This is a genomic window from Actinomycetospora soli (assembly GCF_021026295.1).
GTDB classification, from domain to species: domain Bacteria; phylum Actinomycetota; class Actinomycetes; order Mycobacteriales; family Pseudonocardiaceae; genus Actinomycetospora; species Actinomycetospora soli.
Genome location: NZ_JAJNDA010000005.1, coordinates 266,692 through 290,057 on the forward strand (window position 1 = coordinate 266,692; position 23,366 = coordinate 290,057).

At 74.6% G+C, this 23,366-nt stretch carries 21 protein-coding genes; 5 read left to right on the forward strand and 16 right to left on the reverse strand.

The window, feature by feature from the left end; translation table 11 throughout:
• Positions 1–7: 7 nt before the first annotated feature.
• Genes LN037_RS10450 through LN037_RS10470 form a run of 5 tightly spaced genes read right to left on the reverse strand, consistent with a single transcriptional unit; the run spans position 8 to position 5,622 of the window.
• Positions 8–1,501 carry a PQQ-binding-like beta-propeller repeat protein gene (locus tag LN037_RS10450; RefSeq protein ID WP_230751869.1) on the reverse strand — a complete coding sequence of 498 codons (1,494 nt, stop codon included), beginning with the start codon at positions 1,499–1,501 and terminating at the stop codon, positions 8–10.
• A complete protein-coding gene (locus tag LN037_RS10455) occupies positions 1,498–3,183 on the reverse strand; it encodes a hypothetical protein (RefSeq protein ID WP_230751870.1) in 1,686 nt (561 codons plus the stop codon). Before LN037_RS10455 ends, LN037_RS10450 begins: the two co-directional genes overlap by 4 nt.
• 45 nt (positions 3,184–3,228) lie before the next feature.
• Positions 3,229–4,371, reverse strand: a complete 1,143-nt coding sequence (locus tag LN037_RS10460; RefSeq protein ID WP_230751871.1) for an SPFH domain-containing protein — start codon at positions 4,369–4,371, stop codon at positions 3,229–3,231.
• A 2-nt stretch (positions 4,372–4,373) separates the two neighbouring features.
• A complete protein-coding gene (locus LN037_RS10465; RefSeq protein WP_230751872.1) occupies positions 4,374–4,805 on the reverse strand; it encodes an NfeD family protein in 432 nt (143 codons plus the stop codon).
• A 25-nt stretch (positions 4,806–4,830) separates the two neighbouring features.
• On the reverse strand, positions 4,831–5,622 hold the full coding sequence (locus LN037_RS10470) for a DUF3097 family protein (protein ID WP_230752104.1): 792 nt from the start codon (positions 5,620–5,622) through the stop codon (positions 4,831–4,833).
• 211 nt (positions 5,623–5,833) lie between these two features.
• Here LN037_RS10470 and LN037_RS10475 point away from each other — a divergent pair, with 211 nt between their 5' ends.
• A complete protein-coding gene (locus LN037_RS10475; RefSeq protein ID WP_230751873.1) occupies positions 5,834–6,625 on the forward strand; it encodes an Rv1486c family protein in 792 nt (263 codons plus the stop codon).
• 39 nt (positions 6,626–6,664) lie between these two features.
• On the opposite strand, the gene LN037_RS10480 is transcribed toward LN037_RS10475, so the two are convergent.
• Positions 6,665–7,735 (reverse strand): ferrochelatase, encoded by a 1,071-nt coding sequence (locus tag LN037_RS10480; RefSeq protein WP_230751874.1) that lies wholly within the window; start codon positions 7,733–7,735, stop codon positions 6,665–6,667.
• Between the two features lie 144 nt (positions 7,736–7,879).
• Between LN037_RS10480 and LN037_RS10485 the strand changes: the two genes are divergently transcribed.
• Positions 7,880–8,587, forward strand: a complete 708-nt coding sequence (locus LN037_RS10485; protein ID WP_230751875.1) for a M50 family metallopeptidase — start codon at positions 7,880–7,882, stop codon at positions 8,585–8,587.
• A 337-nt stretch (positions 8,588–8,924) separates the two neighbouring features.
• Here the strand turns inward: LN037_RS10485 and fabI are convergent, their stop codons facing one another.
• From fabI to LN037_RS10515, 6 genes are all read right to left on the reverse strand, one after another.
• Positions 8,925–9,692: an enoyl-ACP reductase FabI gene (fabI, locus tag LN037_RS10490; RefSeq protein WP_230751876.1), complete on the reverse strand. Its 768-nt coding sequence runs from the start codon at positions 9,690–9,692 to the stop codon at positions 8,925–8,927.
• A gap of 91 nt (positions 9,693–9,783) precedes the next feature.
• Positions 9,784–10,488 carry a beta-ketoacyl-ACP reductase gene (gene fabG / locus LN037_RS10495; RefSeq protein ID WP_230751877.1) on the reverse strand — a complete coding sequence of 235 codons (705 nt, stop codon included), beginning with the start codon at positions 10,486–10,488 and terminating at the stop codon, positions 9,784–9,786.
• Between the two features lie 77 nt (positions 10,489–10,565).
• A complete protein-coding gene (locus tag LN037_RS10500) occupies positions 10,566–11,534 on the reverse strand; it encodes a VWA domain-containing protein (protein ID WP_230751878.1) in 969 nt (322 codons plus the stop codon).
• Positions 11,534–12,457, reverse strand: coding sequence for a DUF58 domain-containing protein (locus LN037_RS10505; protein ID WP_230752117.1), 924 nt, complete (start codon positions 12,455–12,457; stop codon positions 11,534–11,536). Before LN037_RS10505 ends, LN037_RS10500 begins: the two co-directional genes overlap by 1 nt.
• Positions 12,458–12,660: 203 nt before the next feature.
• Positions 12,661–13,728, reverse strand: coding sequence for an AAA family ATPase (locus LN037_RS10510; RefSeq protein ID WP_372460420.1), 1,068 nt, complete (start codon positions 13,726–13,728; stop codon positions 12,661–12,663).
• Positions 13,729–13,802: 74 nt separating this feature from the next.
• Positions 13,803–15,116 (reverse strand): NlpC/P60 family protein, encoded by a 1,314-nt coding sequence (locus LN037_RS10515; protein WP_230751880.1) that lies wholly within the window; start codon positions 15,114–15,116, stop codon positions 13,803–13,805.
• Between the two features lie 369 nt (positions 15,117–15,485).
• On the opposite strand from LN037_RS10515, the gene LN037_RS10520 reads away from it, so the two are divergent.
• Positions 15,486–18,308, forward strand: a complete 2,823-nt coding sequence (locus tag LN037_RS10520) for an aconitate hydratase (protein WP_230751881.1) — start codon at positions 15,486–15,488, stop codon at positions 18,306–18,308.
• Positions 18,309–18,363: 55 nt separating this feature from the next.
• Here the strand turns inward: LN037_RS10520 and LN037_RS10525 are convergent, their stop codons facing one another.
• Complete coding sequence (locus LN037_RS10525) at positions 18,364–19,074, reverse strand: hypothetical protein (protein WP_230751882.1); 711 nt, start codon at positions 19,072–19,074, stop codon at positions 18,364–18,366.
• 22 nt (positions 19,075–19,096) lie between these two features.
• Complete coding sequence (locus LN037_RS10530; protein ID WP_230751883.1) at positions 19,097–19,948, reverse strand: siderophore-interacting protein; 852 nt, start codon at positions 19,946–19,948, stop codon at positions 19,097–19,099.
• A gap of 73 nt (positions 19,949–20,021) precedes the next feature.
• On the opposite strand from LN037_RS10530, the gene LN037_RS10535 reads away from it, so the two are divergent.
• Entirely contained in the window at positions 20,022–20,438 is a 417-nt protein-coding gene (locus LN037_RS10535; protein ID WP_230751884.1) for a hypothetical protein, read from the forward strand.
• Positions 20,435–20,878 (forward strand): hypothetical protein, encoded by a 444-nt coding sequence (locus tag LN037_RS10540; protein ID WP_230751885.1) that lies wholly within the window; start codon positions 20,435–20,437, stop codon positions 20,876–20,878. The genes LN037_RS10535 and LN037_RS10540 overlap by 4 nt, the downstream gene beginning before the upstream one ends.
• Positions 20,879–21,332: 454 nt before the next feature.
• On the opposite strand, the gene LN037_RS10545 is transcribed toward LN037_RS10540, so the two are convergent.
• Together LN037_RS10545 and LN037_RS10550 are read right to left on the reverse strand one after the other, a co-directional pair.
• On the reverse strand, positions 21,333–21,740 hold the full coding sequence (locus LN037_RS10545) for an AAA family ATPase (RefSeq protein ID WP_230751886.1): 408 nt from the start codon (positions 21,738–21,740) through the stop codon (positions 21,333–21,335).
• Between the two features lie 57 nt (positions 21,741–21,797).
• Positions 21,798–23,366, reverse strand: coding sequence for a GMC family oxidoreductase (locus LN037_RS10550; RefSeq protein WP_230751887.1), 1,569 nt, complete (start codon positions 23,364–23,366; stop codon positions 21,798–21,800).

Below are 23,366 nucleotides of genomic sequence, written 5' to 3' on the forward strand. Positions count from 1 at the left end.
TCGGCCGCTACATCCCGACGACGGGTCCGGCCCGCAGCGCGTCCGGCACGGCCACGAGCCCGCCGAGGGTGGCGACCAGGAGGAGCTCGTCGGTCGTCGTGCCGGGCGCGATCCGGCGCACCGGGGCGCCGTCCGGCCCGCGGAGCTCCCACGGACCCTCCGGCAGGGCGCACAGGACGACGGGGCGGCCCGCGACGAGCGTGGGCGAGGCGCTGCGGGGCGTCGGGCAGGGCGGCGCCGGGACGACGGTGCCCGTGGTGGGGTCGACCACCGCGACCCGCACCGACCCGCCGGGGGTGGACCGGACGACGACGATGCCGACGCCGTCCTCCCGCAGCACCTCCCCCGGTCCGGCCGCCGTCACCGGCCTGCCCTCGCGCACGTCGAGGAGCGTGGCGCCGGTGTCGGACGCGACGAACCGTCCGCCCGCCGTGACGGGCAGCGCCCGGAGTCCGTCCACCCCGTCGTCCGACTGCGGCGTCGACGGTCCGACCCACACCGGGCGCCCGGAGTCCGCCGCCAGCCCGACGAGGGCCCGGACCCGCCGTGGCCCGCCGAGCGGCCCGGGGCAGTCCTGGACGACCGGCAGGACCCCGACGGTCCCGGCCGCCCCGACCGGTGCGAAGGCGCAGCGCGGGGCGGGGCCGGCCCGCCACACGGGTTCCCCGGTCTCGAGGGCGCGCGCCTCGAGGTGGCCGTCGGGCGCCGTCACCGCGACGACCCCGTCGGCGACGCGGAGCGTCCTGCCGCGGACCAGGGCCGACCACGCCGGCCGGCCCGACACGGCGTCGAGCACCGTGAGCACCCGGTCGTCGTCGGGGCGGCCGCCGTCGCGCAACCGCGCCAGCAGCGCCACGGTGCGCCCGTCGGGTGCCGCGACCACCTGGTCCGCGGCGGCGTTCGTCCGGGCGTGCCCCCAGACGACGCGGCCGGTGGCGGTGTCCACGCCGACGAGCGCGGTGGCGGAGCGGCCGTCGGGCGCGGTCGCGAGCACGAGGCCCGGTCCGGCGACGACGGCCGCCCGCACCTCGCCGAGCGGCAGGCGCCACCGCGCGCCCGCCGGGTCGAGGGCCGCCGGCACCTCGGGCGCGGACAGCGGCAGGGTCCCGAGGACGGGTGCGGCCACCGCGGCCGCGCCTGCGGCGCCCAGCACGAGCACGGCGGCGACGACGGCGGCGACGCGGGCACGCATCCGGCGCAGGGCCGGCGCGACGAGCACGAGCAGGGTCCCGGCGACGAGCACCACCGGTCCCGGCCCCGGCCATCCCGAGGCCACCGCGGCGACACCGGTCCCCACCGCCGCGAGCACACCCGATGCGGCGACCACGGCCGCCGCCCGGCCGCGCCCCCCGGTCCACGCGAGGGCGACGGCGGCCGCGAGCACCGCCGCGGTGACGACGGCGAGCGACGACGGCAGGTCCGGCTCCTCCCGGGGCGCGACGACGGTCGCCGTCCCGACGAGCGCGGCCACCAGACCGACGACGAGCAGGGCCCGGGTCACGCGACGCCGACCACGGTCGCGGGGTCGGTCCGGGTCGTGGTGAGCACGAGCGCCCCGGGCGCCGGGACCAGGACGTACGGGGAGCGCCGGTAGAGCAGCCCCTCCCGCCGGGAGCCCTCGTCGTCGAGCGCGGGCGGGCCGAGGTCGACCGGCAGGACCGGCCCCGCGTCGACCCGCAGCCCGAACGCCGGCCCGATGCCGCAGAACCGCAGCGTCGCCGTGTCGGTGACGGCCAGCGCCCCGTCCCGGGTCGAGCACTCCCCCGGCGCCTCGGACGGCAGCGGCGCGATCACGCCGGTGCGGGGGTCGATCGTGCCGCTCGGCTCGCCGTCGGTCAGGGCGATCACCCGCACCGGGCCGGGCCGGACTGCGCCGAGGTCGAACTCGCCGAGCCCGGGCACGGGTCGGCTCGCGCCGGTCGCGGCGTCGACCACCCGGGCCGGCGCGCCCCCGATCAGCACCCCCGACCCATCCGGCAGCCCCGTGACCTGCGGCTCCGCGCCGACGACCTCGCCGTCGGGCGTGACGAGCGGACCGCCGGGGACGCTCCAGCGGGTGGTGCCGTCCCGGTCCCCGAGCCCGGTGAGCACGCGGTCGGGGCCGCAGTCGACGGGCGTCACCGCGATGTCCCGGGTCGCGAGCGTCCAGCGGCCGGGTGGCCCGAGCGTCGGGGACCACTGCTCCGGCAGCGTGCAGCCGGGCGGCGGGCTCCAGGTCCACGCCTGCGCACCGTCCTCGAGCCGGTGCGCGACCAGCCGGTACGTAGTCTCCGGGCGGGAGGACGTCGGGGAGGACGTCGGGGCGGGCAGCTCCTCGAGCACGGTGAGGACGCGGTCGGTGAGGTGCAGGACGGCGCGCCGGGTCGGGGTGACGACGGTGAACCGGGTCGCCCCCGAGGCCGCGTCCAGCGCCGTGACCAGCGCCCCGCCGTCGGGCAGCACGGTGGTGACGGCCAGGACCGCTCCGCCCGGCGCCGGGACCAGCGCGTCCACGCGCTGCCGCCCCTGCCCGAACGTCCACCGCGGCGTCCCGGTGGTGCCGTCGAGGGCGACGACCTCGTCGGCCGGGCCCGCACCGTCGTCGTCCGGCTCGTACGGCCGGTCGGTCCGCGGGCCCCCGGACCCGGTGAGCACGGCGACCCCGCCCCGGACGGGCACGACGTCGGCCACCGGCCCGCCCGCCGACCACGACCAGCGCACGGTGCCCGCCCGCGTGACCACTGCCGCGTCGGTGACGGGCACGTCGGTGGTGCTGCCCCGCGGCAGGTCGACCACGGACCCGGCGCCGACCGCGGCGGCCACGACGACCACGACGACGGCGGCACTGCCCAGAGGGCGCCGACGACGGGGCACCCGACCGGTCCGCGCCACCGCTCCCCCGACGACCGCCGCGACCCCGACCAGCAGGACCCCGGCCGCCGGGCCGGGCAGCCCGTCGACCACGGCCCGCACGAGCAGCACCGCGACGACGGTGCCGGAGACGACCGCGACGACCGCCCCGGTCCGCCGTGCCCACGGCTGCCCGGCGGTGGCGACCAGGCCGGCGGCGGCGAGCACGAGCAGGCCGACCACCGGCAGGGCCGCGTCGGTGATCTCCCGCGCCCAGCCCCACCAGCCCGTCCGGTCGAGCACCGTCCCCACGAGGAGCAGTCCGACCCCCACGACCACCGCAGCCGAGCGCACGCGCAGGAGTCTCCCGACCCGTCGTCGGGAAGGGGATGGGGAGGACTACCTAGTGGCACCCCCGTTCGACGCGGCGTCCCCGGTCGCGCCCTGGGTGGCGATGGCCTCGGCCTTCGCGACGGCGGCGGCGATCTCCGGGTCGGTGCGGGTGTCGAACCAGTCGGCGACGTCCTCGTCGTGGTCGCCCGCGCGCTTCGCGGCCGTCTCCTCGTCGACCGGCGAGGGCTGGAAGCGGAACACGCCGTCCTCGCCCGGGGCGCCGAGCATGCGGGTGAAGCCCTCGAGGGCCTTGCCGAAGTCGCTCGGCACCACCCACATCTTGTTCGCGTCGCCCTGCGCCATCTGCGGCAGCGTCTGCAGGTACTGGTAGGCCAGCAGCTCCGGCGTCGGCTTCCCGGCCTTGATCGCCGCGAAGACCTTCTCGATCGCCTTCGCCTGGCCCTGCGCCTGGTAGAACCGCGCGGCCCGCTCACCCTGGGCGCGCAGCATCCGCGACTGCCGGTCGGCCTCCGCCTCCAGGATCGCGGACTGCTTGGCGCCCTCGGCGTTGAGGATCGCGGCCTGCTTGTTGCCCTGCGCCTCGGTCACGGACGCCTCGCGGTGCCCCTCGGCGGTGAGGATCATCGCGCGCTTCTCCCGGTCGGCGCGCATCTGCTTCTCCATGGAGTCCTGGATCGACGGCGGCGGGTCGATCGCCTTGAGCTCCACGCGGACCACCCGCAGCCCCCACGGGCCGGTGGCGTCGTCCAGGGCCCGGCGCAACCCGGTGTTGATCGTCTCCCGGGAGGTCAGGGCCTCCTCCAGGCTCATCCCGCCGACCACGTCGCGCAGGGTCGTCGTGGTCAGCTGCTGGACGCCGTTGATGTAGTCGCTGATCTCGTAGACCGCGTTGCGGGGCTCGGTGACCTGGTAGTAGACGACGGTGTCGATCGAGACCGTCAGGTTGTCGCGGGTGATCACCGGCTGCGGCGGGAACGAGACGACCTGCTCCCACAGGGCCACGCGCTCGCGGATGCGGTCGATGAACGGCACCAGGAACGTCAGGCCCGGTTCGGCGGTGCGCTGGTAGCGGCCGAGGCGCTCGATGACGGCGGCCTCGGCCTGGCGGACGACGGTCACGCTCTTGGCGACCGTGGTGATCACGAGGATCACCACGAGCACCAGGAACACGAGCAGGACGGTTCCCATCCCTAGCTCCTTCCGTGCGGGGCGACGACGGCCGTCGCCCCGGAGATCTCGACGACGACGACCGCGGTCCCGGCCGCGAGCTCGTCGTCGTGCAGGGCGCGGGCGGACCAGAGCGCACCGCGCAGGCGGACGGTCCCGGCGTCGGCGGTGATCGGCTCGACCACCTCGCCCTCGGCCCCGAGCAGCGCCCGGGTGCCGGTGTTCACCGGGTCGTGCACGCGGAGGCGGCGGTTGACCTGCGGGCGGACGAGCAGCACCAGCAGGCCCGCGAGCACCGCGAACACCGCGACGTCCGGGCCGAGGGGCACCCCGAGCGCCGAGGCGCCGGCCGCCCCCAGGGCGGCGGCGCCGAGCATGACCAGCACGAGCTCGCCGGACAGCACTTCGGCGACGACGAGCAACACTCCCGCGATCGCCCAGATGAGCGGGATCACAGCTCCAGTGTGCCCTGGATCTTCCTCACGTGGTGACGAAGTCGATCAGCTGTTCCATCGCGGTGATCAACGGGGTCTGCAGGTCGTTCCAGTCCGACACCGCGCCCAGCACCCGGCGGGCCCCGTCGCGCTCGTCGCCCCAGCCGAGGACGTCGCAGACGCCCTTCTTCCACTCGATGCCGCGCGGGATCGTCGGCCACTCCCGGATGCCGACGACGGAGGGCTTAACGGCCTCCCAGATGTCGATGTAGGGGTGGCCCAGCACCTGGACGTACTGCGCGGCGGGCCCGAGGTCGCGGCGCAGGCCCGCGGCGATCCGCGACTCCTTCGAGCCGGTCACGAGGTGGTCGACCAGGACGCCGAGCTTGCGCTCCGGGCCCGGCGCGAACTCCCGCGCGGCCTCGACGAGCACGTCGGCACCGTGCAGCGGCTCGACCACCACCCCCTCGACGCGCAGGTCGTGCCCCCAGACCCGCTCGACGATCGCGGCGTCGTGCAGACCCTCGACCCAGATGCGGTGCGGCAGGGCCACCTTCGCACGGCGGTCGTCGCCGCGGACCGATCCCGACGCCGAGCGCTGCTGCTCCGGCGACTGCCGGGGCCGCGGCGGCGTCAGCGTGGCCAGCCGGCCCTCGTAGAGGAACGACGCGGGCTTCATCGGGAAGAGCCGGCGCCGACCCTCGCGGTCCTCGAGGACGACCTCACGGACGTCGGCGCGGATCACGGCGCCGCAGAAGCTGCCGGTCGCGTCCTCGACGACGAGCCCGGGCTCGGCCTCGACGGTGAGGATCTCGACCTTCGGCCGGTGGCTCACCATCCCGGGCAGCCCACCGCTGCGCCCCGCTCCCGACGACGGGCCACCCGCCCGCGCCCCCATCGGGGCCCGACCGGCACCACCCGTCGTCCGGAAGCCCGCATCGCCGCCGGAGCCGTTCATGCCTCGCCCCTGGGTCCTCGCCACGGGCAGTGACGGTAGGTGCTCGGACGTCGTCACCCGGCGACCGACACGCGTGCTTACCCTGGTCGGCATGCCTGCTGCGAGCGCGTCCCTGGCGGTCTGGAGCGCGGCGTGGATCGCCGGCGCCGTGGCCGCCGACGACGTCCTCGACGCCCTGACCCCGTGGTCGGAGGCGCACGACGTGGTGGCGGCCGAAGTCGGCGTCGCCGTCGCGACCGACCTGCCGACGCCCGACCACGCCGGCGTCGGTCTCGGGGCGCTGCTCGTGCTGCTCCGGCAGCGGGTCGGGCCCCTCGGGCTCGACGCCCGGGTGGTGCTGCCCGCGCCGGGGGACGTGCGCGGTCTGCCGGGACCGGACGGTCTGCGGACCGCGGCGCTCGAGGTCGGCGAGTGCGCGGTGTTCGCCGGGGCGGGCGTGGCGGTCGTGCCGTCCGTCGTCGCCGACGGGGTGCTGCGCTGGACGGTGTTCGAGGTCGCCGAGGTACCGCCCCAGGCCCACCCGTCGCTGGCCGACGCCGAGGCCGACCTGCGCTCCGGGGTGCGGGACGCGGCGTCGACGCTGGCCGAGATGGACGTGGCCCGCCCCCGCGCCGGCGTCCGCGAGGAGATCGCGGCCCGGCTGCGCGGGCGGCCGCAGGCGTCGTGGCCGACCGGCACCCCGGGGCGGCCGCTGCGCGTGCTCCAGCACGCCGACGAGGTGGAGGCGATCCTCGTCGCGGCCACCGGGGACGACCCGGGCGGTGCCCTGACCTCCGGCGCCGCCGTGGCCCGCACCGACGCACTGCGGCCGCTTGCGGCGGCCGTGCGAGCGGCCCGGGTGGCGGCCGTGGCGGAGACGGTGCGGGTGCTCAGCGCGGCCTGAGCGCTCCTCCCGTCCGGACGAACGACCCGTGCGTCCGGATCAGGACGAGGTCGGCCGGCGTCGGGTGGGCGGCTCGCAGCAGCCCGGGGCGCACAGCGCGCCGTTGCACCCCACACCGGCGCGCGGGACGACGCCGAGCGCGCGCGGAGCCGTGTCGCCGACCTGCTCGGAGATGAGCTCGACGACCATCCGCACGAACCGCGGATCGGACCCGGCACTCGCGGCGCGCGCGAAGCCCATGCCGATCTCGTCGGCGTGCTCGGAGGCCTCGTTGTCGAGGTCCCACACCACCTCGAGGTGGTCGGAGACGAAGCCGACCGGGCTGACGATCACCGCGGGCACGCCCTTCTCGTGCAGCGTGTCGAGGTGGTCGACGATGTCGGGCTCGAGCCACGGGATCTGCGGCGGGCCGGAGCGGGACTGCCAGACGAGGTCGTGGTCGTCGGCCCCGACCGCGTCGGCGACGAGCTGCGCGGCCTCGGCCATCTGCCGGGAGTAGCGGTGGCCGCCCTCCCCGGGCGGACCCGCCGTCTCGTCGGCCGAGATCGGGATCGAGTGGGCGGTGAAGACGAGCCGCGCCTCGTGGCCGGCGTCGAGCGTCTCGCGCGCGGCCCGCACCCCGTCCGCGACGGACTCGACGAACAACGGGTGGTCGTAGAAGTGGCGCAGCTTCGTCAGGTCGGGCGCGCCGCCGGTCCGTTCGGTCGCAGCCTCGCGGGCCCGGGCGATGTCCTCGTGGTACTGCCGGCAGGCCGAGTAGCCGCCGTACGCGCTGGTCGCGAACACGAGGGCGTTCGTGATGCCGTCCCGGGCCATCTCGGTGACCGTGTCCTCGGCGAACGGGTGCCAGTTGCGGTTGCCGAAGTAGACCGGCAGGTCGAGCCCCGACGCCGCGAGCTCCCGGCGCAGGGCCGCCACCAGCTCGCGGTTGAGCGCATTGATCGGGCTGACGCCGCCGAAGTGCTGGTAGTGCTCCTCGACCGCGTCCAGGCGTTCGGGGGGGACTCCGCGCCCACGGGTGACGTTCTCCAGGAACGGCCGGACCTCGTCAGGGGCCTCGGGGCCACCGAAGGACAGGACGAGGACGGCGTCGTACGGGGTGGTGCTCACAGTCCCATCGTTCCCCGTCTCGCGGCTCCTGCCACCTGTGACCCACACCCGCCCGTTCGGCCTATCTCCACGAACGGGTGAGTCGATCTATCTTCTGACTACTCACGGCGAGGGGGATCGCCGGACGGGTCGCCGGGGGGCGTGGTGGACGAACTCATCGACGTGTCGATCGTGGGCGAACCGGTGGTCTACGGCGCCGGCTTCATCGCGCTGTTGCTGGTGGTGTTCGCACAGCAGTGGGCCGGTTCCTTCGTCACCATCGTCCACGAGGGTGGACACATGGTGATGGCAGTTCTGACCTTCCGCGGGTTCTCGTCGTGGAGCATGAAAGACGGCAACAACGCCGGAACGATCGTCGATGACGGCTCCTGGGGCGTTGGCGACCTCATCGTCAGCATCGCCGGATACCTAAGTCCGCCGCTCGTCGGCCTCGGACTGGCTGCCGTCGTCGCGAGTGGGAATGCCTGGGGCGGTCTGGCCATCACGCTTCTGCTGCTCGTCCTCTCGTTCCTGTACGCGCGGGGCGGTCTGGCCATTCTCATGACGTCGCTGTTCGCGGTCGGCGTGGCCCTCGTTCTCTGGCGCGGGTCGGAGATACTGCAGCTCACCGTCGCAGCAGGCGCAGTGTGGGTGCTTCTTATCGGCGGTGTCCGGTCCGCGTTCCGGATGGAACTCAAGGGCACATCGGACGCCTACTTCATGATGCGTGGAACGCTGATCCCCCGAACGGTTTGGAAACTGTTCTGGATCACAGTCGCGCTGGTCTGTCTCTACGCCGGCGGGCGGCTGCTGCTCGTCGGCGACGCGTGGCCGGACGGGGTGTGGCCGTTCGACGTGCCCGCCGAGGCGTGATCGCGTCGGTGGGACGGCCATGGCTGCTGTGTCTCACGTCCGGCAGCCACCACCGTCCCGCCGACGTGATCACGCGCCCCGGCAGTGGGAAGGCTCGCGGCTCGACCATGTCCGATGGACTCGGCGCATCTCTCGTGCTCGGCACGTGGGGCGCGGGACCGGGGACGCACAAGCGAGTCGGGACGACTCGGATGAACAGGCGGCTTCCGTCCTCCTCGCCCGGACCCGGCCGCCCAGTGGTACGCCACGCAGGCCGAAGGCCCTCGAGACCTGCGTCACGTACCACTCGCGACCGGTGGCGACGGACGAACCGGTCCCGGCCCGCCGTCGGGAAGGATCAGACCCCGACCGCGTGGAACCCGCCGTCGGCGTGGACCATCTCGCCGGTGGTGGTGGGCATCCAGTCCGAGAGCAGCGCGCAGGCGGTCTTCGCCACCGGCGTCGGGTCGGAGAGGTCCCAGCCCAGGGGTGCGCGGTCGGTCCAGGCCTGCTCGAACGAGGCGAAGCCGGGGATCGACTTGGCGGCCATCGTCTTGAGCGGACCGGCGGCGACGAGGTTGACGCGGATGCCGTCGGGGCCGAGGTCGCGCGCGAGGTAGCGGGTGGTCGACTCGAGGGCGGACTTCGCGACGCCCATCCAGTCGTAGGCCGGCCAGGCGACGCGGTTGTCGAAGTCCATCCCGACGATGCTCGACCCGGGCCCCATCAGCGGCTTGCAGGCCACGGCCAGCGACTTGAGCGAGTACGCCGAGACCTCGATGGCGGTCGCGACGTCCGACCACGGCGCGTTGAGGAACGCCCCCTCCCCCAGCGCCGAGGCCGGGGCGAAGCCGATCGAGTGGAGCACGCCGTCGAGGCCGTCGACGTGCTCGCGCACCGCGTCGGCCAGCCCGTCGAGGTGCTCCTGGTTCTGGACGTCGAGCTCGATCACCGGCGCGGGCTCGGGCAGGCGCTGCGCGATCCGCTTGACCAGCGACACCCGGCCGAAAGCGGTGACGATGACGGTCGCACCCGCCTCCTGCGCCGCCTTCGCGACGTGGAACGCGATCGACGCGTCGGTGATGATCCCGGTGATCAGGATGCGCTTGCCGTCGAGCAGTCCCACGAAATCTCCTTGTCCGGTGGGGTGGCCTGCAGCCATGCGAGCACGTTCCGTGGCCAGGGCGACGGACAGTGCTCCCATGCCGAAGGCATCTCTAGTGGCCCATGCCGACGCCACCGTCGACCGGGAGGACCGCGCCGGTGATGTACGCGGCGTCGTCGGAGGCGAGGAACGCGACGGCCTTGGCGATCTCGTCGGCCTGGGCGGTCCGCCCGAGCGGGATCGCCGCCATCATCTCCTCGCGCCGCTTGTCGGTGAGGTCGGCGGTCATGTCGGTGTCGACGTAGCCGGGCGCGACGACGTTGGCGGTGATCCCGCGCCCGCCGAGCTCCCGGGCGACCGAGCGCGCCATGCCGACCAGCCCGGCCTTGGACGCCGCGTAGTTGACCTGGCCCGGTGCGCCGGTCAGGCCGACGACGCTGGAGATGTAGATCAGCCGGCCGGAGCGTGCCTTCATCATCCCGCGCGTCGCCCGCTGCGTGACCCGCCAGGCGCCCGTCAGGTTGGCGTCGAGCACGCCCGTGAACGCGTCCTCCGGCATCCGCATCAACAGCCCGTCCTGCGTGATGCCGGCGTTCGCGACGACCACCTCGACCGGACCGTGCTCGGACTCGACCTGCGAGAACGCGGCGTCGACGGCCGCGGAGTCGGTGACGTCGCAGATCACGCCGTGCAGGCCCTCCGGCGGCTCCCCGCTGCGGTGGGTGACCACGACGGTGTCACCCCGCGCGGCGAGCTCCTTCGCGATCGCGAGGCCGATGCCCCGGTTGCCTCCGGTCACGAGCACGACCCGGCTCACGCATGTCCTCCCACGGTCATCGGCGACGGCCGCGGGAACGCTATCGGCTACCCCCCGGTAGGGGCGACCGCTGTGAGTCAGGGCAACCGGGCACCCAGCGCGAACGCCGTCCCGAGCCCGATCACGACGAGGATCGCGCCCGCGAGCAGCCAGTCCCCGCCGGTGTCGACCTCCTGGGGCTCGTAGCCGATCTGCTCGCGCAGGGTGTCGTAGGTGGCGCGCAGGTCCTGCTGCGTCGCCGCCTTGGAGAAGTCGCCGCCCGAGCGGCGGGCGATCTCCTGCATGTCGGAGTCGGCCACCGGCACGGGCACCGGGCGGCCCTCGATCTCGATCTCGCCGTAGTCGGTGCCGAACGAGATCGCCGAGATCGGCACGTTCTGCTGCTTGGCCTGGTCGGCGGCGGTGAAGGCGCCGCGCGGGGCCTCGAGGTCCGACGGGATCGTCTGCTTGCCGTCCGAGAGCAGGATGACCCGGCCCGGCGGCGGCTCCTCGGGGCCCTGGATCTGGGTCGCCACGGACCGGATCGAGGCCAACGACGCCTGGATCGCCTCGCCCGTCGCGGTGGACTCCGCGAGCTGCAGCGTCGCGATGCCGCGCTTCACGGTCTCGCGGTCGCGGGTCGGCGACACCAGCACCGTCGCGGTGCCCGCGAAGGACACCAGCCCGAGGTTGATGCCCGGCGGCAGCTGGTCGACGAACTCGGTCGCGGCCTGCTGGGCGGTCTGCAGCCGGCTCGGGGAGACGTCGGTGGCCCGCATCGACAGCGACACGTCGATCGCGAGCATCACGGTCGCCCGGTTGCGCGGGACCTGCTCGGTGGCCAGCGGCCCGGCGAGGGCGATCACGAGACAGGTCAGCGCCACGAGCACGAGCGCGACGGGCGCGTGCCGCAGCCGCCCGGGCCGCTTCGGCGCGATCTTCTCGAGCACGCCGAGGTTGGTGAACCGCATGGTGTTGCGGCGCCGCCGGCGCTCGTTCCAGACGTAGGCGGCGGTGAGGACGGCGACGATCAGCAGGGCCAGCAGCCACCACGGGTGCGAGAACATCAGCCTCTCCTCCCGCCCAGGGCCGTGCCCTGCCCCGACCAGCCCCGTTTCCGGGCGACCACGAAGCGGACGACGTCGGCGATCCAGTCCCGGTCCGTGCGCAGCCGGAGGTGTCCCGCCCCGGCAGCGCGGATCGCGGTCGCCACCCGGTCGCGGTGCGCGGCCGCCTCGGCGGCGAAGCGCCGTCGCAGGGTGGGCGTGGTGGTCACCTCGCGGGAGTGCCCGGACTCGGGGTCGGCCAGCACGACCGTCCCCACATCGGGCAGCTCCTCGTCGCGCAGGTCCCCCACCTCGACGGCGAGCACGTCGTGGCGCACCCCGAGGGCCCGCAGCGCGCGGCTCCAGTCGGCGTCGCCGAGGAAGTCGGACACCACCACGACGAGACCCCGCCGGCGGGGCGGGTTCCGCAGCGCTTCCAGAGCGCCGACGAGGTCACCGCGGGTGCCCTCCGGCGCCCGCGGCGTGCCGGCGATACGGCGCATCAACCCGTGGGCGTGCGCCGACCCGCCCCTCGCCGGGAGGCGCACGAGGCCGGTCCCGTTCGCGACGATCGCGCCGATCCGGTTGCCGCCGCCCTGGGTCAGGTGCACCACCGCGGCGCAGGCGGCGACCGCGAGGTCGCGCTTCTCGCATCCGCCGGTGCCGAAGTCGAGGCTGGGCGAGAGGTCGACGACGAGCCACGTCTCGAGCTCGCGGTCGGCGATCGTCTCGCGGATGTGGGCCTCGGAGGTGCGGGCCGTGACCGACCAGTCCATGCGCCGCACGTCGTCCCCGGGCTGGTAGACCCGCGCGTCGCCGGCCTCCGACCCGGGCCCCGGCACGAGCCCGAGGTGGTTGCCCTGCAGCAGCCCGTCCAGACGCCGCCGCACGGTCAGCTCGAGCGTGCGCAGGGCCGCCTGCAGGTGGGCGCCGTCCGGGGCCAGCGACGGCGGGTGCGGCTCGGCGCCCGCGCCCTCGCGCCGGGCCGACCCGCCCGAGGACGGTTCGGACGGGGCCGACGACGGCTCGGACGGGGCCGACGACGGTGCCGCTGACTCCTCCGGCGCCACCCCGAGCCGCCCGAGCAGACGCGGCCACCACGAGGGCCCCGCCGACGCCGGGTCCTGCGCCGGGGGCTGCTCCGGACTCACGAGCCGGCCGCCGCCTGGGGCGTCGCGCCGTGCTGCGGGGCCTGCGCGGCCGGACCGGTGACCGCGACCGGTCGGGCGCTGACCTGCGGGAGCGGCACCGTCTGCAGCAGCCGGGTGACCACGTGGTCGACCGGGACGCCGTCGGCCAGGGCGTCGTAGGACAGCACGAGGCGGTGGCGCAGCACGTCGGGCGCGATGTCCACGACGTCCTGCGGCAGCACGTAGTCCCGGCCGCGGACCAGGGCGAGCGCGCGCGAGGCGGAGATGATGCCGAGCGAGGCACGCGGTGAGGCGCCGTAGGCCACCCACCCGGCGACGTCGGACATCCCGTGCTCCGCGGGCGAGCGGGTGGCCACCACGAGGCGCACCACGTAGTCGACCAGGGCGTGGTGCACGAACACCTGCGAGGCGACGTCCTGCAGGCGGCGCAGCTCCGCCGGGTCGAGCACCGTGTGCGGCTGCGGCGCGCGCACGCCCATCCGGTAGACGATCTCGCGCTCCTCCTCGGCGGTGGGGTACTCGACGAGGATCTTGAACAGGAACCGGTCGCGCTGCGCCTCGGGCAGCGGGTAGACGCCCTCGTTCTCGATCGGGTTCTGCGTGGCGAGGACGAGGAACGGGTCGGGCATCGGGTGGCTGACGCCGCCGATCGAGACCTTGCGCTCGGCCATCACCTCGAGCATCGCCGACTGCACCTTGGCGGGCGCCCGGTTGATCTCGTCGGCGAGGACGAAGTTCGACACCACGGGCCCGAGCTCGACGTCGAAGGCCTCCCGGCCCTGGCGGTAGATGCGCGTGCCGAGGATGTCGGAGGGCACGAGGTCGGGCGTGAACTGGATGCGCGCGAACGTGCCGCCGACGACCGTCGCGAACGTCTCCACCGCGAGCGTCTTCGCGACGCCGGGCACGCCCTCGAGCAGCAGGTGGCCCCGCGCGAGCAGGCCGACCAGCATCCGCTCGACCAGGCGCTCCTGGCCGACGATGACCCGCTTGACCTCGACGACCGTGCGCTCGAGCTGCTCGGCGTCGTGCGCGGGCGTCGCGGGCCCTCCGGCAGACGACACTGGCTCTCCCTTGTCCGACATCGGGCGTGACGGTACCCACCCCCACCGACAACGTGCGGTGAGGTGGCGGGCCGCTACAGCAGACGGGTCACGGTCGGCAGGATCTCGTCGTCGAACCGGACGGCGGTCACCCGCACGACCTTCCCCGACTGCGGCGCCTCGACCATCCTGTCGTCGCCGAGGTAGAGCGCGACGTGGTGGATGCCGTCGCCGTCGGCCCAGAACAGCATGTCGCCGGGTCGGCGCTCCGCGAGCGGGACCTTCGGCCCGGCGTCGGCCTGGTAGCCGGAGTAGTGCGGCAGCTGCTTCCCCACCCCGGCGAACGCGTAGATCATCAGCCCCGAGCAGTCGAAGCCGACCTTGTCGAAGTCGCCGAAGGCGTCCGCGACCCCGCCGTCGCGGATCCCCCGGGTGGGTCCGTCGGCGTCCCCGCCGCCCCACGCGTACGTCGTCCCGAGCTCGGAGAGCGCCCGGTCGATGACGATCTCCACCGGGTCCGCGGGTGCGCCCGGTGCGGGGGTCGGGGTCCCGGTTCCCGACGGCGGGTCCGGGTCCGGCGTCGTCGCGGCCGGCTTCGGCGCCGCGGTCGCGAGGCGCTGCTGCGCGGCCGCACGGGCGGCGGCGTCGCTCGCGCTCTGCGCCCGGTCCCGGGCGGCCTGCGCGGCCTCGGCGCGTCGGCGCTGCGCGGCGAGGGCGGCGTCGGAGGCCTCGAGGGTGGCGAGCCGGGCCTGGGCGGCCGTCCGCTGGGCGGTGACCGTCGCGATCCGCTGCTGCTGGGCCGCGACCGCCGACCGGGCGGCGGCGAGCTGGTCGCGGGCGGCGTCGGCGGCGTCGCGGGCGGTGTCGGCGGCGGCCTGGGCGTCGGCCGCGGCCTTCCGGGCCCGGGAGTCGGCGTTGGCGGCGTCGACCCGCTTCTGCTCGTACCCGTCGAGCGCGGCCGTCTGCTCGGCGGACACGAGGCCCTGCAGCTGCAGCCGCTCGGCCACGTCGTTCGGGCCGTTCGTGCCCGCGAGGGCGGCCGCGATGCTGGAGGCGTCGGCCTGCTGGAACTGGGCGGCCACCCAGGCGTCGACCTGGGCCCGGGCGGCCTCGGCCTCCCCGGCGACGCGGTCGGCCTCCCCCCGCGCGGCGGTGGCCTCGGCCCGGGCCCGCGTCACCCGCGCCTGCGCGGCGGTCTCGTCGGCGACGGCCCGGTTCGCGAGCTCGCGGCGGTGCCCGGCGGTGTCGGCGAGGTCGTCGAGCCGGGTCTGCAGGGTGGACAGCTGTCCGACCAGCCGCCCCACCTCGGCCGCGGGGCCGCCCGGGTCCCCGGGCGGCGGCGGGGTCTGCGCGAGGGCCGGGGTGGCGAGCGCGAGCAGCAGGACGCCCGCGAGGACGGCCGCTCGCACCACGCTCCACCCCCTGGTCCACCCGCCGGCGGCGGTAGTGGATCAGTTCCGCGGGCCACGACGGCGGCACCACGCGCCCGTGGGCGTGTCGGGCCGCGGCCGCGTGAGCGGCGGCACCCCACCCGTCCGACGTGATCGTCGTAACCTGGATCCCAGCAGGTCCGGGGGTGCGGGTGCGCCGTCCGGGGGCGTGCGCGAGACTCCCCGCGCGAGGGGTATCGACGCGGCCCTCCCGAGCGGCCGCCGACCCCACCGGCGACCAGGACTGTGCAGCCGCGCCGCTGGGCACCACATCCGCGGACCGGCCGCCAGAGCAGCCAGCACCGACGGGCCCCCACCACGGGCCCTCGGGAACGAGGAGGACAAGGCGTGAGCGAAGAGGCCAGCGGAAGCGTCGACAGTTTCGGCGCCAGGGGGACGCTCGAGGTCGACGGCACCTCGTACGAGATCTTCCGGCTGAGTGCGGTCGAGGGCGCCGAGCGTCTGCCGTTCAGCCTCAAGGTCCTCCTCGAGAACCTGCTCCGCACCGAGGACGGACTGGTCACCACCCAGGACTCCATCAACGCCCTGGCGCACTGGGACCCGCAGGCCGAGCCGGACACCGAGATCCAGTACGTGCCGGGCCGCGTGGTGATGCAGGACTTCACCGGCGTCCCCTGCATCGTCGACCTCGCGACCATGCGTGAGGCCGTGACCGAGCTCGGCGGCGACGCGAACAGCGTCAACCCGCTGGCCCCGGCCGAGCTGGTCATCGACCACTCGGTGGTCGCGGACCTGTTCGGCACCCCGGACGCGTTCGAGAAGAACGTGGAGCTGGAGTACCAGCGCAACGAGGAGCGCTACAAGTTCCTGCGCTGGGGCCAGACCGCCTTCAACGAGTTCAAGGTCGTCCCGCCCGGCACCGGCATCGTCCACCAGGTCAACATCGAGCACCTGGCGCGCGTGGTCATGATCCGCAACGGCCAGGCCTACCCCGACACCCTCGTCGGCACCGACTCGCACACCACGATGGTCAACGGCCTGGGCGTGCTGGGCTGGGGCGTCGGCGGCATCGAGGCCGAGGCGGCCATGCTCGGCCAGCCCGTCTCGATGCTCATCCCCAAGGTCGTGGGCTTCCAGCTCTCCGGCGAGCTGCCCGCGGGCGCCACCGCCACCGACCTCGTCCTGACGATCACCGAGATGCTCCGCGAGCACGGCGTCGTCGGGAAGTTCGTCGAGTTCTACGGCGAGGGTGTCGGCGCCGTGCCGCTGGCCAACCGCGCCACGATCGGCAACATGAGCCCCGAGTTCGGCTCCACCTGCGCGATCTTCCCGATCGACGACGAGACGCTGAACTACCTGCGCTTCACCGGGCGCGACGAGGAGCAGGTCAAGCTCGTCGAGGCCTACACGAAGGAGCAGGGCCTCTGGCACGACCCGGAGCACGAGGCCGACTACTCCGAGACGCTCTCGCTCGACCTCTCGACGGTCGTCCCGAGCATCGCCGGCCCGAAGCGCCCGCAGGACCGCATCCAGCTCGACGCCGCGAAGGAGTCGTTCCGCGCGTCGCTGCCCGACTACGTCGAGGACGGCAACGGGGCCCCGAGCTCGCAGTCGGAGCAGTCCGACGCCGAGTCCTTCCCGGCCTCCGACCCGCCCAACGAGCTGAACGACGAGGACGACCGTCCGAACGTGCACCGGCAGCCGGCCGACCCGGACGGCCGGCCGACGAACCCGGTGCCGGTCACCCTCGAGGACGGCACGCAGCTCGAGCTCGACCACGGTGCCGTCACGATTGCCGCGATCACCTCGTGCACCAACACCTCGAACCCGTCGGTGATGATCGGCGCGGCCCTGCTCGCGCGGAACGCCGTCGACAAGGGCCTCGAGCGCCGGCCGTGGGTGAAGACCTCCCTCGCACCGGGGTCCAAGGTCGTCATGGACTACTACGAGCGCTCGGGCCTGCTCCCCTACCTGGAGAAGCTGGGCTTCAACCTCGTCGGCTACGGCTGCACCACCTGCATCGGCAACTCGGGCCCGCTGCCCGAGGAGATCAGCGCGGCGATCAACGACAACGACCTCGCGGTCACCGCGGTCCTCTCCGGCAACCGGAACTTCGAGGGCCGCATCAACCCCGACGTCAAGATGAACTACCTGGCCAGCCCGCCGCTGGTGGTCGCCTACGCGCTCGCCGGGACGATGGACCTCGACCTCGCCACCGAACCGCTGGGCCACGACGCCCAGGGCAGCCCAGTGACGCTGGCCGACATCTGGCCGTCGCCGCAGGAGATCCAGGAGGTCATCGAGTCCTCGCTGTCCGCCGAGCAGTTCACCTCGCGCTACGCCGAGGTGTTCGCCGGTGACGAGCGCTGGACCTCGCTGCCCACCCCCGAGGGCGAGACCTTCACCTGGGACGAGGACTCCACCTACGTCCGGAAGCCCCCGTACTTCGAGGGCATGGACCGGGAGCCGTCGGCCGTCTCGGACATCTCCGGTGCCCGCGTGCTGCTGAAGCTGGGCGACTCGGTCACCACCGACCACATCTCCCCCGCCGGCTCCATCAAGGCCGACTCCCCCGCCGGGCGCTACCTGCAGGAGCACGGCGTCGACCGCAAGGACTTCAACTCCTACGGCTCCCGGCGCGGGAACCACGAGGTGATGATCCGCGGCACGTTCGCCAACATCCGGCTGCGCAACCTCCTGCCCACCGGCGACGGCGGGTCGCTCGACCAGGGCGGCTACACCGCCGACTACACCGACGGCGGCAAGCAGGCCGCGGTGTACGACGCGGCGCAGCACTACGCCGAGCAGGGGACCCCGCTGGTGGTGCTCGCGGGCAAGGAGTACGGCTCCGGCTCGTCGCGCGACTGGGCGGCCAAGGGCACGACGCTGCTGGGCGTCAAGGCCGTCATCGCCGAGTCCTACGAGCGCATCCACCGCTCGAACCTCGTCGGGATGGGCGTCCTGCCGCTGCAGTTCCCGCAGGGCGAGAACGCCGACTCGCTGGGCCTCACCGGCACGGAGACCTTCGAGATCACCGGCGTCGAGAAGCTCAACGAGGGCGGCGTCCCCGAGACCGTGCACGTCACGGCGACGGGTGACTCGGACCCGATCGAGTTCGACGCGCGTCTGCGCATCGACACCCCCGGAGAGGCGCAGTACTACCTCAACGGCGGGATCCTGCCGTTCGTGCTCCGCAAGATGCTCGGCTGATCGTCCGACCCGACGGGCGGTGCTCCTCCACGAGGAGCGCCGCCCGTTCGTCGTTCTAGGAGGCCGTTCCCGACGACGGGTCGGTGCCGGCCCCGGCGCGAACCGCCAGCTTCTCCCGGGCTGCCTCCGGCAGCTCCTCGAGGCCGCACTCGGAGAGCATCCAGGCGATCTCGTCGTCGTCGAGCGGGCCGTCGTGCTCGGCGAGGGCCTCGTCGAGCCAGGCGGTGAACTCCGCCGCGGCGTCGTGCTCGGTGGCCTCGAGACCCGTCGTCAGGACCTCGCCGAGATCGGCGTGCCCCTCCACGGCCTGCAGCGGGAGCGCGATGACCGTCGCGCCGAGGACGACCTGCGGGTAGGCCTGCACGCTGTCCGCGTCGGCGTCCCAGCGGGCCCCCTCGCGGGCGTCGACGATGCGGCGCCCGAGGAGCAGCCCCAGGTCGAGGGCGAGCGAGGGCGTCGCCGCGTCCGGCTCGCGGGCGGCGAACCAGGCGCCGACCGCGTGCCAGGCCTCGGCGTCCGCGTCGTGTCCGATACCGAGCCGGTCGAGCAGGGCGGCCGCCTCGGCGACCCGCTCGGGCTCGGCGGCGAGGATGCGGGCGTAGACCCGACGCGACCGGGTGTCGTCGATCGTGGCACCCGGGAGTTCGTGGTCCCCGGCGTAGGGCTGGTAGCCGGGGAGGTCGGCGGGGGCCTCGACCGCGCGGTACGACGGCGTGCCGGGGATCCGGGCCCAGGGCAGGAAGGTCGACCAGAGCAGCTCGCGCACGGGGGTCACCTTGACACGCGGCTCACTCGGCCGGTTCCTCGCCCCGCTCCGCGGCGGCCATCGCCTCCGCCGCGGCCTGTTCCTCGCTCTTCCCGCGCCGCCAGTAGCCGCAGAACTGGATGTCGCGGCGGTCCACACCCCGCTCGCGGGTGAGGTGGCGGCGCAGCTCCCGCACGGTGCCGGCCTCGCCGGCGAGCCAGACGTACGGCCGCTCGCCCGGGAGGTCGGTCTGCGCGACCACGTCGAGCAGCGTCGGACCGCCGTGGACCCAGCTCACCCCGACCCGACCCGCCGTCGGGAAGGCGGTGGCCTCGGCGCCGGAGGAGACCGCCGCGACGACCTCGGCGCGGGTGCCCGCGGGCAGGGACTCGACGATCGCGCCCATCGCCGGCACGGCGGTCTCGTCGCCGACGAGGAGCACGGCGTCGTGCTCGGGGCGCGGCGCGTACAGGCCGTACGGGCCGGTGAACGCGAGCCGGTCGCCGGGGGCCGCGTCGCGGGCCCAGGTCGAGCCGGGACCGTCGCCGTGCAGCACGAGGTCGACGTCGATCTCCACGCCGTCGGGGTGGTCGCGCCGTCGGCGCAGCGTGTACGTGCGCATCGGCGGCCGCTCGCCGTCGGGCATGGCGAGGTAGGTGCGGTACCAGCGCCCGATGTCGCCGTCGGCGGGGACCGCGGGCAGCGTCGGGACCTCGCCGCGCACGAGCGGGAAGAACAGCTTGAGGTAGCCGTCGGGCGCGGCCTGCGGCAGGTCGGCGAGGTCGGGACCGCCCAGCGTCACGCGCACGACCGCGGGGGTGAGTCGTCGGGCATCGCGCACCTCGGCGTGGCGGAGCGCGTACGGCGTGCTGGTCCGGGTGGCCTCGGTGGTCATACCCCTCCTCGATCGGCGAGGTGAGGCTACCCTAACTCGTGCCGCCCGTCGCCGGTCCGGCCAGGATCGGTGCGTGTTCCGGGTCCTCGTGACGACAGGTCTGCTGGGTCGGGCGTCCTGGCTGGTGGCCAACGGCATCGAGGCCGCCGTGGGGTCGGTCGAGCGGTGGGCCGACGACCCGCCGCCCGCGGTGCTCACGCCGGGGCGGCCGCCCTTCTTCTACGCGCTCGCGGGTCCGCCGACCGTCGTGGCGACCGTGGGGGCCACGGTGCTGGGACCGCGACGGCCCGCGCAGGTGGTGTCGGCGGTGTCGACGGCGGCGGCCCTCGGGGTGACCGCGACGCTCGTCCGGACGGTGGTGCTCCCGCTGCGTCGGGGCGCCGTGGATCGCGACGCGGCCGTCGCGCGCTGGTACCGGCGCAACCGCCTCCGGATGCTCCTCGAAGCCGTCGCCGTCGCGGCCGACGTCCGGGTGCTGGTCCGCCCGTGAGACCCGTTCTCCTGGTGCTCACGCTCCTCGTGCTGGGCGCGTGCGCCCCGGACGTGGAGCGGATCGAGGTGGCGCGGGTGGCCGCGCCGGACGGGGCGCTCGACGCGGTGGTGGTGCAGAGTTCGGCCGGCGCGGGGAGTCCCTTCGGCTACGTCCTCGACCTGCCCGTCGCGGGGTGCCCCGCCTCCGACCGGCCGGTGCTGCGCGTGGTGGGTGCCAGGCGCTCGGCGTCGGCCGCGGGCGTCACGGTGGCGTGGGCCGGCCCGCGGACGGTGCGGGTCACGTGGCTGGACGCGCGGTTCCGCGATCCGGACGTGGACGAGCTGGTCGTGGGGACCGCGAGCGGTCCGGTCACGGTCCTGTCCGGTTCCGGTGAGGCCGATCCGACGGCGCCCCCCGGTGGGATGCCGGCGATCGCGGGCGCGAGCCGGGACTGCTGACCGCTCGTCCGCCGAGACTGTCGGGGGGTCGCGCTACGGTCGCGACATGGACGAACTGGTGTTCGAATCGAGCGCCGCAGTGGTGATCGCGTCCACCCTGCGCGCCGTCGCGGCGGAGGGCCGTCCCACGGCCGAGGTCGAGCGCCTGCTGCTCCACGTCGCCCGGACCGGCTCGGCGCAGGACCTCGTGGACGTGGCGTACGACGTCGCGGCGGCGGTCCTCTCCCCCACGGGCTGGAGCCGCCTGACGGAGGAGCCGTGGCTCGCCGCCGAGCTGGACGCCGCAGCGGCGGTGGCCCCGCCGGTCGAGGTGCGGCTGGTCGCGCGGCTCGGGGGCCCGGCGACGCCCGAACAGGTGCGCGAGCTCGTCGACCGGCCGCGGGAGCTCCTCGGCGGAGCGCTCCGTCGGCTCGCGGCCGACGGGGACGATCCAGCGGCCCGGGCGGACCGACGCTCACCGGCGTCCCGACCTGCCGTCGGGTGTGGCCCGGTCGTCGTCGGGGCCCTCGACGAGTTCGGCGACGCAGCGGGCGGGGTCGGCGAGGAAGCTGCGGATGAGCGCCACCGGCATCGCCCCGTCGACGTCCACCGGCCGCCGGGTCCCGTCGTCGCCGACCTCGAGGATCCGCGCGCCGGGCACGGCCAGCAGGATCGGCGAGTGGGTGGCGACGACGAACTGGGAGCCCTGCCGCGCGAGGAGGTGGACGCGCGCGAGGGCGGCCATCGCACCCTGTGGCGAGAGCGCGGCCTCGGGTTCGTCGAGCACGGAGAGGCCGTCCGGGGCGAAGCGGTGCTTCCGTCGGCCGCGGCGCACCACCAGGTCGGCGGAGCCGGGTGGCAGCACGTCGTCGGCGCTGCGCACCCGGGTCCGGCCGGGGCCGCGGGGCGGACCTACCCCCGCAGACTCACATCCGCGGTCTCACACCCCGCGGCGGATGAAGTCGGCGCAGCGCTCGCCGATCATCATCGTGGTGATGCAGGGGTTCACGGTGATCAGGTCCGGCATCACCGAGCCGTCCGCCACCCGCAGGCCGTCGACCCCCTTGACCTGCAGGGTCGGGGTCACCGGCGCCATGCGGTCGTCCTCCGCGCCCATCTTCACCGTGCAGGAGGGGTGGTAGACGGTGTTGTGGGTCTTGCGGATGTACTCGAAGAGCTCCTCGTCGGTGGAGTCCTGCTCCCCCGGCGCCAGCTCCTTGCCCACCCACTCCTCCAGTGCCGGCGCGGCCGCGATCTCCCGGGCCACGCGGATGCCGCGGATCATCACCTCGCGGTCGTGCTCGTGGGTGAAGTAGCGCGGGTCGACCTTGGGCTTGTCGTGGAAGTCCCGCGACGACAGCCGCACCGTGCCCTTCGACTGCGCCCCCGTCACGTTCGGCGTGAGGCAGAAGGTGTTCTCCGCGGTCGGGTAGCCGTACCGGACGATGTTGAGGTCGAACGGCACCGAGCCGTAGTGGAACATCAGGTCCGGCGTGGCCCGCCCCTCGGAGCCGGCGAAGATGCCGATCTGCCACCACTGCGTCGACGCCGTGGGCATCGGCTGCAGGGCCTCCCACTGCACGAGGCCCTCGGGGTGGTCCTGGAGGTTCTCCCCCACGCCCGGCGCGTCGACGAGCACCTCGATGCCGACCTCGCGCAGGTGCTCGGCCGGGCCGATCCCGGAGAGCATCAGCAGCTTCGGGCCGTCGATGGCGCCGGCGGAGAGCACGGTCTCGCGGCGTGCGGTCACCTCGACCGCGCGGCGCTGGTCGGGCGTGCGCAGGCGCGCCCCGGTGATGCGCGGGCGGGGCCCGGACGTGTCGACGGTGAGCTTCTCCGCCCGGTACCCCGTCAGCACCGTGAGGTTGGGGCGACCGAGGTTCGGGTGGATGTAGGCGGTCGACGCCGAGGACCGCGTGCCGTCCGGGTTGGCGTTGACCTGGAACCAGTTGGCGCCGCGCACCACGGTGCGGCCGGTGTTGAACGGCGTGGTCGGCAGCCCGACCTGCTCGCACGCGGTCAGCAGTGCCTCGCCGCACGGGTCGAGGTCGCCCACGGTGCGGATGGTCACCGGGCCGTCGGTGCCGCGCCCGGGCGCCTCGGCCTCGTCGATCGTGTCCAGGGCGGTCTCGAGCTTGCGGTAGAAGGGGTAGCACTCGTCCGCCGACCAGCCGGTGGCGCCGGAGGCCGCCCAGTCGTCGAGGTTCTCCCGCGGTGCCCAGAACGCGATGGCCGAGTTGTGCGAGGAGCAGCCGCCCAGCACCTTGGCGCGCGCGTGGCGCATCCAGGAGTTGCCCGACTCCTGGGGCTCGATGGGGTAGTCCCAGTCGTAGCCGGACTCGAGGAGCTCCATCCAGCGCGAGAGGTCGAGGATGGCGTCGTCGCCGACGTCGGAGGGCCCCGCCTCGATCAGCGCCACGCTCACGTCGGCGTCCTCGGAGAGCCGCGCGGCCACGGCGCAGCCGGCGGTACCGCCGCCGACGATGACGTAGTCGAACTCAGTCTGCAC